The organism is Bradyrhizobium sp. DN3 (assembly GCF_041357655.1).
Lineage (GTDB): Bacteria > Pseudomonadota > Alphaproteobacteria > Rhizobiales > Xanthobacteraceae > Bradyrhizobium.
In genome coordinates, this window is record NZ_JAULLN010000017.1 from 108,570 (window position 1) to 124,958 (window position 16,389).

16 protein-coding genes are annotated in these 16,389 nt (G+C 63.5%); 10 read left to right on the forward strand and 6 right to left on the reverse strand.

Going from position 1 to position 16,389, the window contains the following annotated elements; all coding sequences use genetic code 11:
* Positions 1-62 precede the first annotated feature (62 nt).
* Complete coding sequence (locus AAE027_RS24310; RefSeq protein ID WP_370988890.1) at positions 63-968, forward strand: LysR substrate-binding domain-containing protein; 906 nt, start codon at positions 63-65, stop codon at positions 966-968.
* A 138-nt stretch (positions 969-1,106) separates the two neighbouring features.
* Entirely contained in the window at positions 1,107-2,462 is a 1,356-nt protein-coding gene (locus AAE027_RS24315; protein ID WP_370988891.1) for an NAD(P)H-dependent oxidoreductase, read from the forward strand.
* A 26-nt stretch (positions 2,463-2,488) separates the two neighbouring features.
* Here the strand turns inward: AAE027_RS24315 and AAE027_RS24320 are convergent, their stop codons facing one another.
* Together AAE027_RS24320 and AAE027_RS24325 are read right to left on the reverse strand one after the other, a co-directional pair.
* The gene (locus AAE027_RS24320) at positions 2,489-3,454 is read right to left on the reverse strand and encodes a DMT family transporter (RefSeq protein WP_370988892.1); all 966 of its coding nucleotides are present in this window, start codon (positions 3,452-3,454) and stop codon (positions 2,489-2,491) included.
* Positions 3,455-3,529: 75 nt separating this feature from the next.
* Positions 3,530-4,009, reverse strand: coding sequence for a PaaI family thioesterase (locus AAE027_RS24325; protein ID WP_370988893.1), 480 nt, complete (start codon positions 4,007-4,009; stop codon positions 3,530-3,532).
* 184 nt (positions 4,010-4,193) lie between these two features.
* Here AAE027_RS24325 and purL point away from each other — a divergent pair, with 184 nt between their 5' ends.
* The gene (gene purL / locus AAE027_RS24330; RefSeq protein ID WP_370988894.1) at positions 4,194-6,404 is read left to right on the forward strand and encodes a phosphoribosylformylglycinamidine synthase subunit PurL; all 2,211 of its coding nucleotides are present in this window, start codon (positions 4,194-4,196) and stop codon (positions 6,402-6,404) included.
* A 200-nt stretch (positions 6,405-6,604) separates the two neighbouring features.
* Here the strand turns inward: purL and AAE027_RS24335 are convergent, their stop codons facing one another.
* Positions 6,605-7,795: an acyltransferase family protein gene (locus tag AAE027_RS24335; protein ID WP_370988895.1), complete on the reverse strand. Its 1,191-nt coding sequence runs from the start codon at positions 7,793-7,795 to the stop codon at positions 6,605-6,607.
* A 174-nt stretch (positions 7,796-7,969) separates the two neighbouring features.
* On the opposite strand from AAE027_RS24335, the gene AAE027_RS24340 reads away from it, so the two are divergent.
* The gene (locus AAE027_RS24340; RefSeq protein WP_007612121.1) at positions 7,970-8,143 is read left to right on the forward strand and encodes a DUF1328 domain-containing protein; all 174 of its coding nucleotides are present in this window, start codon (positions 7,970-7,972) and stop codon (positions 8,141-8,143) included.
* Positions 8,144-8,265: 122 nt separating this feature from the next.
* On the opposite strand, the gene AAE027_RS24345 is transcribed toward AAE027_RS24340, so the two are convergent.
* Positions 8,266-8,625, reverse strand: a complete 360-nt coding sequence (locus AAE027_RS24345) for a DUF427 domain-containing protein (protein WP_091889032.1) — start codon at positions 8,623-8,625, stop codon at positions 8,266-8,268.
* Between the two features lie 174 nt (positions 8,626-8,799).
* On the opposite strand from AAE027_RS24345, the gene AAE027_RS24350 reads away from it, so the two are divergent.
* Together AAE027_RS24350 and AAE027_RS24355 are read left to right on the forward strand one after the other, a co-directional pair.
* Positions 8,800-9,045 carry a BolA family protein gene (locus AAE027_RS24350; protein ID WP_128932902.1) on the forward strand — a complete coding sequence of 82 codons (246 nt, stop codon included), beginning with the start codon at positions 8,800-8,802 and terminating at the stop codon, positions 9,043-9,045.
* A 38-nt stretch (positions 9,046-9,083) separates the two neighbouring features.
* Positions 9,084-10,265 (forward strand): low temperature requirement protein A, encoded by a 1,182-nt coding sequence (locus AAE027_RS24355; RefSeq protein ID WP_370988896.1) that lies wholly within the window; start codon positions 9,084-9,086, stop codon positions 10,263-10,265.
* A gap of 10 nt (positions 10,266-10,275) precedes the next feature.
* Here AAE027_RS24355 and egtD read toward each other — a convergent pair whose 3' ends face one another.
* The gene (egtD, locus tag AAE027_RS24360) at positions 10,276-11,247 is read right to left on the reverse strand and encodes an L-histidine N(alpha)-methyltransferase (protein WP_370988897.1); all 972 of its coding nucleotides are present in this window, start codon (positions 11,245-11,247) and stop codon (positions 10,276-10,278) included.
* Between the two features lie 48 nt (positions 11,248-11,295).
* Positions 11,296-12,594, reverse strand: coding sequence for an ergothioneine biosynthesis protein EgtB (gene egtB, locus AAE027_RS24365; protein WP_370988965.1), 1,299 nt, complete (start codon positions 12,592-12,594; stop codon positions 11,296-11,298).
* A 249-nt stretch (positions 12,595-12,843) separates the two neighbouring features.
* Between egtB and grxD the strand changes: the two genes are divergently transcribed.
* From grxD to AAE027_RS24385, 4 genes are read left to right on the forward strand one after another with little or no spacing between them, the layout of a single operon-like run.
* Positions 12,844-13,170 (forward strand): Grx4 family monothiol glutaredoxin, encoded by a 327-nt coding sequence (gene grxD / locus AAE027_RS24370; RefSeq protein ID WP_061883061.1) that lies wholly within the window; start codon positions 12,844-12,846, stop codon positions 13,168-13,170.
* Positions 13,171-13,173: 3 nt separating this feature from the next.
* The gene (locus AAE027_RS24375; protein ID WP_370988898.1) at positions 13,174-13,728 is read left to right on the forward strand and encodes an O-acetyl-ADP-ribose deacetylase; all 555 of its coding nucleotides are present in this window, start codon (positions 13,174-13,176) and stop codon (positions 13,726-13,728) included.
* Between the two features lie 46 nt (positions 13,729-13,774).
* Positions 13,775-15,061 (forward strand): serine hydrolase domain-containing protein, encoded by a 1,287-nt coding sequence (locus AAE027_RS24380; protein WP_370988899.1) that lies wholly within the window; start codon positions 13,775-13,777, stop codon positions 15,059-15,061.
* 1 nt (position 15,062) lies between these two features.
* On the forward strand, positions 15,063-16,322 hold the full coding sequence (locus tag AAE027_RS24385) for a serine hydrolase domain-containing protein (protein ID WP_370988900.1): 1,260 nt from the start codon (positions 15,063-15,065) through the stop codon (positions 16,320-16,322).
* Positions 16,323-16,389 lie beyond the last annotated feature (67 nt).

Below are 16,389 nucleotides of genomic sequence, written 5' to 3' on the forward strand. Positions count from 1 at the left end.
TGGCCATGGGCGACAATTGAATTATATTCGCCGTCACTTTAGCTGGCCTAAAAGGTTTCCTGATGCAGATACCGTTTCGCGCCATCATCGTCTTCCACGCGGTGGCGCGCGCGGGCAGCATTTCCCGTGCGGCGGATGAATTGCGGGTCACCCCGTCGGCGGTCAGCCAGCAGATCCAGGCGCTGGAGCTGCATCTCGGCACGGCGCTGACCTCTCGGGTGGGGCGTAACATTACCCTGACCGAGGCCGGCGAACGCTATTTCGAGATGATCAGCCGCGAGATCGAGCACGTCACCGACGTCACGCAGCATGTCCGCGGCATCCGCTCCGCCACCACATTGACGGTGCGCGCCGCGCCGAGCGTATCGAGCAAATGGCTGCTGCCGCGACTGGCAAGCTTCGTCAACGCCAATCCGGACATCGAATTGCGGCTCGACGGCACCAATGAGCCGACCGATTTCCGCAAGGAGAATGTCGACCTCGAGATTCGCCATGGCGAAGGCAGCTGGCCTGGTCTGTTCGTGGAAAGTCTCGGCAAGGAGCGCTTCTTTCCGCTGTGTTCGCCTTCCTCGTTTGCTGCGGGGAGCCTCGTAGCCCAAGACCTGCTCAAGCACCGGCTGATCCATTCGGTGAAATCGCAGATGCAATGGCCGCGCTGGTTCACGGAGGCCGGCATCGAGCCTGCGGAACGCTGGAAGCGCGTGCTGTTCGACCGCAGCCACATGGCGATCGACGCGGCCGTCGACGGCCTCGGCATTGGGCTGGAAAGCGAACTGCTGGCCTGGCGCGAATTGCGCGACGGCCGCCTGGTTTGCCCCGTGAAAAACCCGCCGGAGGTCGCGCTGACCACGCAGTGGATCGTCTGTCCGCACGGCCATCTGCGCCATCGCAAGACCCGCACCTTCCTCGACTGGTTGCGCGGGGAACGCGAGGCCTGGAGCGGGCAGCAGACCGTGTCGATTGTTTAGCGCGCCTACATCGTCGCGGCAGATAATCTGAATTGCCCCCGGATTCGCCGCTGCCTAACGTTTCCGTACAAGGCGAACGCGGTCGGACTTCACGGCTGCAACAACGCCGTCATTCGAGGAACGCTTAAGGAAATCCAGATGAATCTCCATCGCATGCTGCTGGAGCGCAAGGCGGCCGGCAAACCTGTTACTATCGGCCTGATCGGGGCCGGAAAATTCGGCCTGATGTTCCTGTCGCAGGTGCGCCAGACCGACGGCATGCATCTCGTCGGCGTCGCCGACCTGAACACCGCCCGTGCCCGCGCGCAGCTCAAGCTCGGTTGCTGGCCGGAGGCGCAATATGCGGCAACCTCGATCGACGACGCGCTCAAGCGTGGCCGCACCGTCGTCACCGACAATGCGGACGCGCTGATCACCCACCCGGCGATCGAGGTGATCATCGAGGCGACCGGCGATCCCGGCGCCGGCATCCGTTTTGCGATGAAGGCGATCGAGAACGGCAAGCACATCGTGATGGTCAATGTCGAGGCGGACGCAGTCGCAGGCCCGATCCTGGCGCGCAAGGCGAAGCAGGCCGGCGTCGTCTATTCACTCGCCTGGGGCGACCAGCCGGCGCTGATCGCCGATCACGTCGACTGGGCGCGTGCCGCCGGCTTCAAGGTCGTCGCTGCCGGCAAGGGAACGCGCTATCACCCGACCTATCACCAGTCGACGCCGGATACGGTGTGGGACATTCTCGACAAGTACATGAAGATCAAGGATCGCAACTCGATCAACCCGAAGATGTTCAACTCCTTCGTCGACGGCACCAAGTCCGGCATCGAGATGACGGCCGTATGTAATGCGACCGGGCTTCATGCGCAAAGCGAGGGCCTGTCGTTCCCGCCGGCGACGCGCTTCGAGCACGCCGAAATCTGCAAGCCGAAATCCGACGGTGGCATGCTGGAGAAGTCAGGCGTCACCGAGGTCACGTCCTCGGTCTATCGTGATGGCACCGACGTGCCGCAGAGCCTCGTGATGGGGACCTATGTCGTGTTCGAGACTGACAGCGCCTATTCCGAGGAATGCTTCCGCGAATACAGCATGCTGCCGGACAAGACCGGCAAATATGCCTCGCTGTACCGCCCGATCCACATGATCGGGCTCGAGCTCGGCATCTCCGTCGCCTCCGCGGCGCTGCGCAAGGAGCCGACCGGCGCGCCGATCGTGTTCAACTCCGACGTGGTCGCGACCGCCAAGCGCAAGCTGAAGGCCGGCGAGGTGCTCGACGGCGAAGGCGGTTTCTGCGTTTGGGGCAAGCAGACTCCGGCCGACGCTTCACTGAAGCAGGGCTACTTGCCGCTCGGGCTCGCCCACCATGTCAAGCTCAAGAGCGATATCGAGCAAGGTCAGCGCCTGAAATGGGAGGACGTCGAATACGATCCCAATAGTTTAGCCGTGCGGGTGCGCCGCGAGATGGAAGCGGCCTTCCGGCAGCCGAACGTGGCTGCTTGATTGACGCTCGCAAAAAGCGCTTCACGCTATCGTAGCTTCAGCCGCTCCGCCGGCACTGTCATGGCCGCAACGCCGGCCATGACCAGCAGCAGGCCCAGCGCCAGGTTCGATGGCACGCTCTCGCCGAGCAGCAGCACGGATAGACCCACGCCGATCGGGATGCGCAAATAGCCTTGCGCGTTGGTGGCCAGCGTGCCGAGCCGGCCGAGGCAGACGTAGAACAGCATCAAGCCCAATGCGCTCGACACGATGCCCATGACGATGGTGGCGATGATCGCGGTCGGCGTCGGGTGCAGCGTCCAGGGCTGATCGATGACAAGCGAGGGCGGCAGCAGGATGATGCCGCCGAACAGCAACGAGCCGGCCGCCACCACCATCGGGTCGTACTCGGACAGCCTGAGGCCGAAGATCGTGGCGCAGGCAAAGGAGATGGTGGCGAAGAGGATCGCGATCTCAGCGACGATCTCGCTGCCAAAGCCGCGTAGCGCATCGAGGCCGACGATGAGAATCGTGCCGGCAAGGCCCAGGATCGCGCCCGCGAGCTTGAGCAGCGTTGCCGGTTCGTGCCGTGTGATCAGCGAGGTGATGAGGAAGGCGAAGATCGGCGTCGTCGACGCCAGCACCACCGTGTTCGACGCCGGCACATATTGCTGCGACCAGGTGATGATCAGGAACGGGAAGGTCGAGTTGATCAATTGTTGGGTCGCGAACAGCTTCCAGGCCTTGGCGTCGGTCGGGATCGTGACGCCGCGCATCCACAGGATCGCGAACAGGAACGCGGCCGCGATCAGCGAGCGCGCCGAGATGAAGGTAATGGGTGGAATCGTGTCCAGCGCGAGCTTCGCCAGCGGATAGGTCGAGCTCCAGCAGCAGGCGAGCGCGAACAGCAGCGCGTAGTCGTGCCAGCCGTGCGCGCCGGTGGCGGCCATGGACGGCGACGGCGTTGATGCGGACGCCATCGCGCGACCCGCCTCAGATGTGCTCTGCGGCACCTTGTTCCTGCTCCCCGGCGTACAAGCGCTTGGTGCAACTCTGGGCGAGGGGGCGTGAAAAGGGAAGCCGTCGAGCTATGCGTTTGGCTGGGGCTGCGGCTTCCGCTTCATCCGCTTGATCGTGCCGGAAAAGGTGAGCAGCAGTCGCTCGCCGGACATCATCTTGCCGCGCAGGAAGATCAGCGAGCCGCCGGCGCGGCTGACCTCGCCGGTGCATTCGATCAGCTCGCCCTCCCGTGCCGCGTCGAGGAATTCGCAGGCAAAGTTGGTCGTCACCGCCCGGCTGTCCAGGACGTGGGTGGCGATCGCGAACAGGGAGTAGTCGGCAAAGGCCATGTAGCAGCCGCCATGGACGTTGCCGGAGCCGTTGAGGTGCTTTTTCTCGACCCGGAAGGCGCTGCGGACGCTGCCGTCCGCCTCGATCCGGTGCCAGAACGGGCCGACATGGGACTCAAAACTGTCCCGAATCCAGGTCCGCCAGCCCTTAAATTCTCCCTCGGTGGCGACGTGGAGGTCGGGGCGGCGGGGAGCGGGCGCTTTGGTCAATTCGTGCAAGGAAATGGGCCTTCAATTACGGGTCTTTAGCCCTTAAATCCGATCCGTCCGCGCCGTGCAATTCCTGTTCCCGCGGGGCCCCCGGCGCAAAACGTGGGACAGCGGGAAAATGCGCCATAAAGGGCTTTTCCAAGCCCTCCGATGTTCCTAAGAACGGCCAAAGCCCGCCGAAAGCCCCGAATCCATGAAGAATGAACCCAAAATCACCCCCGAACTGGTTGCCGCCCACGGGCTCAAGCCCGACGAGTACGAGCGCATCCTCAAGCTGATCGGGCGGGAGCCGAGCTTCACCGAGCTCGGCATTTTCTCGGCGATGTGGAATGAGCATTGCTCGTACAAATCGTCGCGTATCCATCTGCGCGGCCTGCCGACCAAGGCGCCCTGGGTGATCCAGGGCCCGGGCGAGAACGCCGGCGTGATCGATATCGGTGACGGCCAGGCCGTGGTCTTCAAGATGGAGAGCCATAACCATCCAAGCTACATCGAGCCCTATCAGGGCGCGACCACCGGCGTCGGCGGCATTTTGCGCGACGTCTTCACCATGGGCGCGCGCCCGATCGCCTGCCTCAATGCGCTGAGCTTCGGTGCGCCGGAACATCCCAAGACGCGGCACCTCGTCTCCGGCGTCGTTGCCGGCGTTGGTGGCTATGGCAATTCCTTCGGCGTGCCGACGGTCGGTGGCCAGGTCCGCTTCCACACCCGCTATGACGGCAACATCCTCGTCAACGCGATGGCGGTCGGCCTCGCCGATGCCGACAAGATCTTCTATGCGGCCGCCTCCGGCGTGAACATGCCGATCGTCTATTTGGGCTCCAAGACCGGACGCGACGGCATTCACGGCGCCTCGATGGCGTCGGCCGAGTTCGACGACAAGTCCGAGGAGAAGCGCCCGACCGTGCAGGTCGGCGATCCCTTCGCCGAGAAGCTGCTGCTGGAAGCCTGCCTCGAGATCATGGAGAAGGGCTGCGTCATCGCGATCCAGGACATGGGCGCGGCGGGCCTGACCTGCTCGGCGGTGGAGATGGGCGCCAAGGGCGATCTCGGCGTCGACCTCGATCTCGATGCGGTGCCGACCCGCGAGACCGGCATGAGCGCCTACGAGATGATGCTCTCGGAGAGCCAGGAGCGCATGCTCATGGTGCTCAAGCCCGAGAAGGAAAAGGAAGCCGAGGCCATCTTCACGAAGTGGGGGCTCGATTTCGCCGTGGTCGGCTACACCACGCCGAGCAAGCGTTTCGTGGTCAAGCACGGCGGCGACGTCATGGCCGACCTGCCGATCAAGGAGCTCGGTGACGAAGCGCCGGTCTATGATCGCCCGCATGTCCCCTCCGCCGCGCTGCCGATCGTACATGCGCGTGACGTTGCGGCGCCGATAGGCCTCGGCGCGGCGCTGGAGAAGCTGATCGGCACGCCCGACATGTGCAGCAAGCGCTGGGTGTGGGAGCAGTACGACCACGTCATCCTCGGCAACACCATGCAGCGCCCCGGCGGCGATGCCGCCGTGGTGCGCGTGCAGGACGGACCGAAGGGCCTGGCGCTGACGGTCGACGTCACGCCGCGCTATTGTGAGGCCGATCCGTTTGAGGGCGGCAAGCAGGCGGTGGCGGAAGCCTGGCGCAACATCACCGCGGTCGGCGGCAAGCCGCTGGCGATCACCGACAACCTCAATTTCGGCAACCCTGAAAGGCCCGAGATCATGGGGCAGTTCGTCGGCTGCCTGAAGGGCATCTCGGAAGCCTGCCGCACGCTCGACTTCCCGGTCGTCTCCGGCAACGTCTCGCTCTACAACGAGACCAACGGGCGCGCGATCCTGCCGACGCCCTCGATCGGCGGCGTCGGCCTGCTCGACGATTTCACCAAATCCGCTTCGCTCGCCTTCAAGGCCGAGGGCGAGGCGATCCTGCTCGTCGGCGAGACCCATGGCTGGCTCGGCCAGTCGGTTTACTTGCGCGACATCTGCGGCCGCGAAGAGGGCGCCCCGCCGCCGGTCGATCTCGCAGCCGAAAAGCGCAACGGCGATTGCGTGCGCGGCATGATCCATGCGGGCACCGCGACGGCCGTGCACGATCTGTCGGATGGCGGCCTCTTGATCGCGCTCGCCGAGATGGCGATGGCGAGCGGCATCGGCGCAAAATTGCTCGCGGCGCCGACCGCGCTTGTGTCGCAGGCCTATTGGTTCGGCGAGGACCAGGCACGCTATCTCGTCACCGTGCCGGAAACGGAGGCCGGCCGCGTGCTCGCCAAGATGCGCGGATGCGAGGTGCCCTGCGTGCGGATCGGCACCACCGGGGGCGATGCGATCGCCATCGCGGGCGAGGCGCCGGTGGCGATCGACACGCTGCGCAAATCGTTCGAGCACTGGCTGCCGGAGTATATGGGCGGGAAGGCGGCGTAAGGCGTTCCCGCGCTCTCCGTCATTGCGAGGAGCAAAGCGACGAAGCAATCCAGACGGTCTCCGCGGAGGGACTCTGGATTGCTTCGTCGCAAGCGGCTCCTCGCAATGACGAGTTGAGAGACCTTGGCCTCACGATAAGGGGACCACTGCCGCTTGTGGCAAGACCCGGATTGCGCTTGCGCTCCATCCCATCTACTGGGTCACAGCACCTTCGTTGCCCCGGGGATCTGGCGCAAGGCGCGCGTTAGCGCCCAACTGAACGCGACTGTCAGCACGAACCCGATCGTCGCCTTGACGATCGCTGGCAGCTCATAATCAAACAGCCAGTATTGCAGCCAAAGCGCGATCGGGTAGTGCACCAAAAACATGCCGTAGGCGTCCGACTGCATCGGATCGAGTAGCTTGGCTGAGCCTGATTGTCTGAACCTCTGGAAAAAGGCCAGGATTAGAAACATGATGGCCACGCTGAAGACAGCGAAGCAGATGGCATAGAGCCCCTCATACCAGTTCGGCAGCGGCGACGGATTTCCCAGTATTTCGCGCTTGATGAAGATCAGTCCCCAGAGCAGGCAATACGGAACGATCGTCAAGACCATCCAGTCCCAGCTGACCTTCGCCATCCGGCCGTCTGCCGCGAGCAGGCCGCGATCCATATTCGCGACGCCAATGCCGGCACCGAAAAAGAAGTAGCTCGCATAGAGCATCACACGCCCGTGCTGCACCGAGAACGGCCCGAACTCGAACCAGTTGCCTGGTCCATAATACATCAGCCCGGGAACATAGAACGCTGCGGTGACGGCAAGCATGACCGCGAAGAACACGGCGGGCCGACGGCGACCGTGCAGCGAGAGGCGGTTGATCGGATCGAGCAGGGTGGGTGACAGCCGATGCAATATGCAGGCGACCACGTCGAATCCGAGCAGGACCCAAAGGAACCAGATCGGCCCGCTCGGCCACGGGCCCTTCGTGACCATATTCCACCAATATTCCGAAAAGCCGATCTCGGGATGGTGTCTCAGCGAGATGGCGTAATAGGCGAGCGGAATGATCGTGAATGCGCAGATCACGAACGGCAGGCCAAGCCGAAGCAGGCGATCTGCCAAATAGTTCAGCGGTCCCTTGCGGGCGATGCCCGACCACGCAAACAAGCCCGACAGGAAGAAGAACATCGCCATGAAGAAGCTGTCGGTGGCCAGCACGATCATGTCGAAGCCGAAGAAGAATTTCGGGTCGGTATGACCGAAGTAAGTATAGGGGATGACGGCATGGTGCAGCAGCACCACCAGCGTCAGGAAGGTACGGGCACGATCGAGCGACAAATTGCGCGTCTTGGCCTTGGGTGCGGCGTGTGCCTCTGCGCCGATCGTCGCCGAATGTGACATCGTCATCATGATTGCCCCGCGCTCCCGCCCCGGCCGGACTGTGCCGCCGGGAACCTGATTCAGCAAGGGCCGTTTGGGTCGCTCTTCAGTCCCGGACCCTTAGGAACCAGTTCCGCGTAGCGAAGTTAGGGTTCGCGAAAAGGGCGTGAGGCCGCAAGGGGCGGTACCAATTCGGAGCTGGCGATGACGATCCTGAAGTGGGCGCTGATCTTCTTACTTGTCTCGATCGTGGCGGGCGTGCTCGGCTTCACCGGCATTTCGGCCGCCTCCGCCGATATCGCCCGCTTCCTGTTCTACGTCTTCGTCGTGATCTTCCTGGTGCTGCTGATCCTGGGGCTCACGATCTTCAGGGCGTAGCTTAGGTCCGTCATTCCGGGATGGTGCGTCAGCACCAGACCCGGAATCTCGAGATTCTCAGGTGCGCAACTGCGCACCAGGGTTCGGTCCTGCGGACCGCCCCGGAATGACGGCATCCAAAACTACCCCACTTCCTCGATCTTCACCTTGTCCGGATAGAAGGCGAGATGGCCGGAAATCTCCGTCATCGCGGGGAAGGGCGTCTCGTAGGTCCAGATCGCGTTGTCCAGCGTCTTGCCGTCGGCTTTGACGCTGTAATAGTTCGCGTCGCCCTTGTACGGACAATGGGTGACGCGGTCGGTGCGCTCGAGCAGGGCCATGTTGGTGTCCTCCCGCGGCACATATTGCACCGCCGGATATTTGGCCTCCTTCAAGGTCAGCGCCTTGCTGGTCTCGGCGATCACGATGTCGCCGGCCGTGACGCGGACGCGCCGGGGATTTTGGGTGATGGTGATGGGGTGGTCGGGCCCTGGAAGCTTCATGATGTCACGCCTTTTCGATCAACCTGCCGCGCGCGGCACTTTGTCGTGCCTTCCTGTTGGGATCAGGGATATAGTGCCTGAGTGCGTGACGGTGAAGGCCGTTCACGCTAAGTTTGGCGGTGCCGGTGAGGGGACCCCGGCGAGCGATTCGAGACCAGAAGGAGCGAGACCAGAATGCCCATGGACGCCCACGATATCGAGGCGATGATCAAGGCAGCAATCCCCGATGCCGAAGTGACCATCCGAGACCTCGCCGGCGATGGCGACCACTATGCTGCGACCGTGATCTCTGAATCCTTCCGCGGCAAATCCCGCGTCCAGCAGCACCAGATCGTCTATCAGTCCCTGCGCGGCCAGATGGGCGGCGTGCTGCATGCGCTGGCGCTGCAAACCGGAGTACCCGGCGGGCCGGGCACTTGATCTGACGGGCACCTGATCCAAGCGCGACGGGGACGAAGATGGCTGCGGAGAACCCGCGCGGCGCGATGTTTCGCGTCATCGGTCCGAACCAGCACAGCCGTGTCACCAATGCCGAGCTGTTCTTCGACCTCGTCTTCGTCTTTGCCGTCACACAAGTCTCGCACACTCTGCTGCACCATTTTACGCCGCTCGGCGCGGTGCATGTCGCGGTGCTGTTTCTCGCAGTATGGTGGGTGTGGGTCTACACCGCCTGGGTCACCAACTGGCTCAATCCCGAGCTGACGCCGGTCCGCATCCTGCTTTTTGCGATGATGCTGGGCGGCCTCGTGCTGTCGACGACGATTCCGACCGCCTTCGAGGGGCGAGGCCTGTGGTTTGCGGTCGCCTATGCGACCATGCAGGTGGGGCGTACCGCATTCTGGCTGTTCGCGACCCCGCATCACCGCACCGCGGTGCGGCACAACGCGATTCGCATCCTGACCTGGCTCTCGATCTCCGCGGTGCTGTGGATCGCAGGCGGTGTCTCCGAGGGAGACACGCGGCTATGGCTGTGGATCGCGGTGGTGACCTGGGAGTACATCTCGCCGGCTGCGCGCTTCTGGGTCCCGAAGCTGGGCTTCTCGTCGGTCGAGGCCTGGGCCGTCGAAGGCGCGCACATGGCCGAGCGCTGCTCTCTGTTCGTCATCATCGCGCTCGGCGAGGCCATCGTCGTCAACGGTGCCACTTTTGCCGAGCTGACGTGGACCGCGGACAACATCCTCGCCTTCGTCTCGGCGCTGGTCGGCGCCATCGCGATGTGGTGGGTCTATTTCCACAAGGGCGCGGAGGCCGGCTCCGAGCGCATCTCGAAGTCCTCCGAATCTGGCCGGCTGGCGCGGCTCGCCTACACCTATCTGCACATGCCGATCGTCGCCGGCATCATCCTGACCGCGGTCTCGGACGAGCTGGTGCTGAAGCATCCTGCCGGCCATTCCGACCTGCGGACCATCGTGAGCACGATCGGTGGTCCCTTGGTGTTCCTGATCGGCACCATCCTGTTCAAGCACGCCATCCGCGGCTTCCTTCAGCTCTCCCACGGCATCGGCATCATCCTGCTGCTGGTGCTGAGCAGGTTCGCGTCGGAGCTATCGCCGCTCTGGCTTTCGGTCGCAACGACGGTGATCATGATCGTGGTCGCTGTGTGGGAGTCGGTGTCGCTGGGAGCGGCAACTGAGGAGTAGGCGCGGAGGCCTACTCGGCCACCTCCAGCGCGTGCACCGAGAACATCTTCGCCGCATCCGTCCAGCTTTCGCGCACACGCCAGCCCGCGCCATGTGCCAGTGATGCGAAACGGTCGATGCTGTATTTGTAGCTGTTTTCGGTGTGGATGCTCTCGCCCGGGCGGAATGAGAAGCTGGTGCCGAGCAGACGCACGGTCTGGCTCTTCCTGCTGATCAGGTGCATCTCGATGCGGTGCCGCTCGCGATTGTAGATCGCGCGATGGGTGAAGGCGGACAGGTCGAAATTGCCGCCGAGCTCGCGGTTGATCCGCACCAGCACATTGAGATTGAAGCGCGCGGTGACGCCGGCGGCATCGTTGTAGGCGTCGTGCAGTACCCGCTCATCCTTCTCGAGATCGGCGCCGATGATCATCTGCGCGCCCTTACCGAGGATATTGCGGGCGCTCTTCAAAAAGGCCTGGGCTTCCTGCGGCTCGAAATTGCCGATGGTCGAGCCCGGGAAGAAGCCGACCTTGGGCATGGATGCGACCGCCCTGGGCAGCTCGAACGGGGTAGTGAAGTCGGCGGCGACCGGATAGATGCCGAGCGTCGGGAAGTCCCGCTTCAGGCCGTTTGCCTGCGCCTTCAGGAAGTCGCCGGAGATGTCGACGGGCACATAGGCCGCGAACTTGCAATGGCCCAGGAGCAGGCGCACCTTGGTGGTCGCGCCGGCGCCGAACTCGACCAGCGCCGCATGCTCCGGGATGATCTTCGCGATCTCGCTGCCGCGCTCCCTCAGGATCGCAAGCTCAGTGCGCGTCGGATAATATTCCGGCAGGCGCGTGATCGCCTCGAACAGCTCTGACCCCGTCGCATCGTAGAAATATTTCGGCGACAGCTTTTTCGGCTGCTGCGAGAGGTCCTCGATCGCCTCGCGGGCGAAGGCAGTCGTCTGCTCGTCGGGGAGATGGGCTTCGGCCAAAGCGCTGGCGTGCACATTCATGATAGTCTCCTGAACGCGCTGTCCGGCGCGCATTTGTCGTCGGAATTTTTAGTCGTAGTCGGCGAGCCGCAGCCCCGTGAATTGCCAGCGGTGGTGCGGGTAGAAGAAGTTGCGATAGCTGATACGGCTGTGGCCTTCAGGGGTTGCAAGCGAGGAGCCGCGCAGCACCAGCTGGTTGACCATGAATTTGCCGTTGTATTCGCCAAGCGCGCCTTCGACGGCGCGGTAGCCCGGATACGGCGCGTACGAAGAGCGGGTCCATTGCCAGACGATGCCGAAGGCATCGTCGAGCTGGCCGGCGCGCGCGCCGACCTCCCATTCCATCTCGGTCGGCAGGTGCTTTCCGGCCCAGCGGGCGAACGCGTCCGCCTCGTAATAGCTGACGTGGCAGACCGGCGCGTTCGGATCGATCGGCTTGAGGCCGGCAAGCGTCATCACGTGCCACGCGCCATCGACCTCGCGCCAGTGGCCCGGAGCCTCCCAGCCCTCGTTGCTCACCGTGGCAAAGCCGTCCATCAGCCACAGCGTTGCGGTCCGGTAGCCGCCGTCGCGCATGAAGGCGAGCCATTCACCGTTGGTGACGAGATGGCGGGCGATCTTGACCGGGCCAACGAGGGCGCGATGCGCCGGCTTCTCGTTGTCGAAATGGAAGCTGTCGTCGACATGGCCAACGGTGTGGATGCCTTCGTTCAGAGACAGCCAATCCTCGCCGGCACGGGTCGCGGCCGGGAAGCGCCAGTCGGGATCATAGGCCGGGGAGACCGGATTCTGTGCGAAGGCGTGCAGGATGTCGGTGAACATCAATTCCTGATGCTGCTGCTCGTGATTGAGCCCGACCTCGACCAGCGGTGCGATCTCGCGCAGCTTGGCCGCGCCGGCTTCGCGGAAGAATTTGACGACGGCCGCATCGACATATCTGCGATAGGCGCCGACCTGGTCGGCGCTGGGACGGGTGATGTCGCCGCGGCGATGCCGGGCATGACGCGGGCCGGCGCTGACGTAATAGGAATTGAACAGGAATGCGAAATCGGGGTGGAAGGGCCGGTAATCAGGGCAATGTTCGCCGAGCAGGAATTGCTCCCAGAACCAGGTGGTATGCGCCCGGTGCCATTTGATCGGGCTCGCATCCGGCATGGACTGGATCTGCTGGTCCTCGGGTGAGAGTGGCGCCGCCCGGCGTTCGGTCTCGCTGCGGACGGTGAGAAACGCGTCTCCCAGCCGCTGGGCGAGCTTGCCCGGGTCGGAGGACGGTGACGAAAGCGGGGCGGCGGCCGTAGCTGAGGCTTGTTTCGTCACGTTTTTCTCCAGACAGGACAAGAGAACGTTGTTGGCGCTACCCGGTTCCAAAACCAAGGTTCGTCCTAGATAGGGGCTCCGTTACGGTATGAAAGTCCTCTCCGGCGATGATATTGATGTCATCAGCCTATGGACCGGCGGGGTTCAGACCGGCCGCCCAAGTCCAGGATGAGGCCCTTCGCCGCCATTTTACTTTGGGTGCACAACGGTTTGGGCTACATATATGGGCAGATGTCGGGTTAGATCGGCTGAGCCGGCCCGAGACAATTGGTGAGGGCTCTGCCCCGGAAGGACATGGAAATGAGCATCGAGGAATTCATCGCCAACGAAGTGAAGTCGAACGACGTGGTTCTGTTCATGAAGGGCACGCCGCAATTTCCGCAGTGCGGGTTCTCCGGCCAGGTCGTCCAGATCCTCGACCATATTGGCGTCGGCTATAAGGGCCTCAACGTCCTCGAATCCGCTGAGCTGCGCAACGGCATCAAGGAATATTCGAACTGGCCGACCATCCCGCAGCTCTATGTGAAGGGCGAGTTCGTCGGCGGCTGCGACATCGTCCGCGAGATGTTCCAGGCCGGCGAATTGCAGCAGCTCTTCTCCGAGAAGGGCGTCGTCGTCGCGGCTTGATGCATGACCCAGCTGACGCGCCGGGTCAGTGGCGCCGAGCTCGAGGTCATCGTTGCCGACATCACCACGCTCGGCGTTGACGCCATCGTCAACGCCGCAAATTCGTCTCTCCTTGGCGGAGGCGGCGTCGATGGGGCGATCCACGATGCTGCCGGTCCCGAGCTTCTCGCCGAGTGCCGGACGCTCGGAGGATGCCCGACCGGCGATGCCAAGATCACCAAGGGCTACCTCCTGCCCGCGCGCCATGTGATCCATGCCGTCGGCCCTGTCTGGCATGGCGGCAGCCGCGGCGAGGCGGAGGCGCTGCACTCGTGCTATCGTCGCGCGCTCGAGCTCTGTCAGGCCAATGGGCTGACCTCGCTGGCCTTCTCCGCGATCTCCACTGGCGTTTATCGTTTCCCGGCCGGCCAGGCCGCGAAGATTGCGGTTCATACGACCATCGACACGCTGCCGGCCGCGCCCTCGGTCAGCCGTGTCATATTCTGTTGTTTCTCGGAGCGAAGCGCCGCCCTTCACAGGGCCGTTCTGGCCCCGTACGGCAGCAGCCCTTGTGCGTGACGACGCGGTCAGTACACTCCGCCGGACCATGTTCCGGGGAGGGGGTATGATTTCACAATCTGGGCTGCGTGCGCTGGTCTGCGGCGCGCTGGTGTCGCTTGGCGCGATGTCGTCCGCGCATGCGGAGGGCGCCTACGAGATTCCGGCCGGCGCGCATTTCAACCAGGACAAGCTCGCGAAGGTCAGCGAGTTCTTCAAGAACGAGGTCGCCACCGGCAAGATCGCCGGCGCCACCGTGCTGATCAAGCAGCACGGCAAGCCGGTCTACCACGAAGCCTTCGGCGTGCAGGACGTGGTCAGCAAGGCGCCGATCACCGACAAGACGATCTTCCGCCTGTTCTCGATGACCAAGGCGATCACCTCGGTGGTCGCGATGCGATTGATCGAGGATGGCAAGGTCAAGCTCGACGATCCCGTCTCGAAATACATCCCGTCGTTTGCCAATGTGAAGGTCGGCGTCGAGAAGAAGGCTGAGGACGGCAGCAAGTCGCTCGAACTGGTGCCGCCCAACCGGCCGATGACCGTGCTCGACCTGATGCGCCACACCTCGGGCATCACCTATGGGTTCTATGGCGACAGCCTGGTGCGCAAAGCCTATCGCGAGGCCAATATCTATGCCGGCGATTTCGATCTTGCCGAGTTCGCCGAGCGGATCGCAAAACTGCCGCTGCACAACCAGCCGGGTGCGCTCTGGCAATATGGCCATTCCACCGACGTGCTGGCGCGTGTGATGGAGATCGCGGCCGGCAAGCCGCTGATCGACATCATGCGGGAAAAGCTGCTCGACCCGCTCGGCATGGTCGATACCGGCTTCTTCGTTACGGTCCCCGAGAAGCAAAAGCTCCTGGCGCAGCCGGTGCCGAACGACAGCGATTTCCGGGTCGGCCGGATCAACGATCCGACCGTGGTCAAGAAGATCCAATTCGCCAGCGGCGGCATGGTGACGACCATGGCCGACTATGAGCGCTTTGCGCAGATGCTGCTCAACGGCGGCAGCCTCAACGGCAAGACCATCCTCAAGCCCGCGACATTCAAGCTGATGGTGACCGATCAGGTCGGCCCGAAATCGGGCGTCGACCGCGACTATTTCTACTTCCCCGGTGACGGTTTTGGCTTCGGCCTCGGCCTCGCAGTCCGCACCGATCCCGGCAATGCCAAGCCGCCGCCACCCGGCGATCTCGGCGAATTGAAGTGGGACGGCGCCTCCGGCTGCTATTTCGTGATCGACCCCAAGCAGGACGTGTTCTTCGTCCTCCTGGAGCAGACCCCGACCGAGCGCCAACGGGTGCAACGGACATTGAAGCAGTTGGTCTATGAAGCCATGGAGAAATGATGTGTGCGGGCGCCGCGCGCTGATCGCGGCGCTCATTGTTCTGTTTGGCGTGGTCGGTGCGCGTGCGGGCTCCGAGCGCGCTGCGCACAAATTCTCGCCTGAAGGCCTCGCAAAGGTCTCCGACTACATCCGGAACGAGATCGCCACCGGTAAGATTCCCGGCGCCATCCTGCTGCTCCAGCAGCACGGCAAGCCGGTTTATTACGAGAACTTCGGCGTCCGTGACGTCGCGACCGAGATCTCGATGAGCGCGGACACGATCTTCCGCCTCTATTCGATGTCGAAGCCGATCACCTCGGTCATGGCGATGATGCTGGTCGAGGAGGGCAAACTCTCGCTCGACGATCCCGTCTCGAAATACATTCCGGCCTTCGCCAAGATGAAGGTCGGCGTCGAGACGAAGGCCGAGGACGGCAAGGTCGCGCTGGTGCTGGAAGCGCCGAATCGTCCCGTCACGATCAAGGACCTGCTGCGCCACACCTCGGGTCTGCCGTATGGCTATCATGGTGGCGGCATCGTGCGCGAGCTCTATGCCGAGGCCAATCTGTTCCAAAGCAATCTGAGCAATGCCGACTTCGTCGCGAAGATCACGACGCTGCCGCTGGTCGAGCAGCCGGGCACCGCGTGGGATTACGGCTTCTCCACCGACGTGCTCGGCCGCGTCGTCGAGGTCGCTTCCGGAAAGACGCTGCTCCAGTTCGAGAAGGAGCGACTGCTCGATCCGCTGGGCATGACCGAGACCGCGTTCTTCGTTGCCGATCCCGCCAAATTCCCGCGCGTTGCCGAGCCGATGCCGGAGGATCGCAACATCAACCCGACCACGCCGGTTCGCGACAGCAGGCGGCCGTCGAAGTGGGAATCGGGTGGCGGCGGCATGGTCGGCACGATCGGCGACTACGCCCATTTCGCGCAGATGCTGCTGAATGGTGGCCTCTACGAGGGACGGCGTTATCTCAAGCCCGAGACCATCGCGCTGATGGCGTCCGATCACATCGGACCTGAGACGAAGATCGCGCGCGACCAGAACTATTACCCGGGCGACAGCTCCGGCTTCGGCCTCGGCTTTGCCGTACGCATCTCGGTGCCGCCGGGTACGGCGTGGCCGCTTGGCGAGTATCGCTGGGACGGCGTCGGCGGCACGTTCTTCTTCATCGATCCCGAAGACGATCTGTTCGGGATCTTCATGGTGCAGACCCCCTCGCAGCGCGGCCGGATCCAGCTGGCGCTGAAGACGCTGATCTATCAGGCGATGGGGCGGTGATCGGTTTCGCCGCCTTCGTAGCCCGGATGGAGCGAAGCGCAATCCGGGATTCTCACCGCGCCGATAG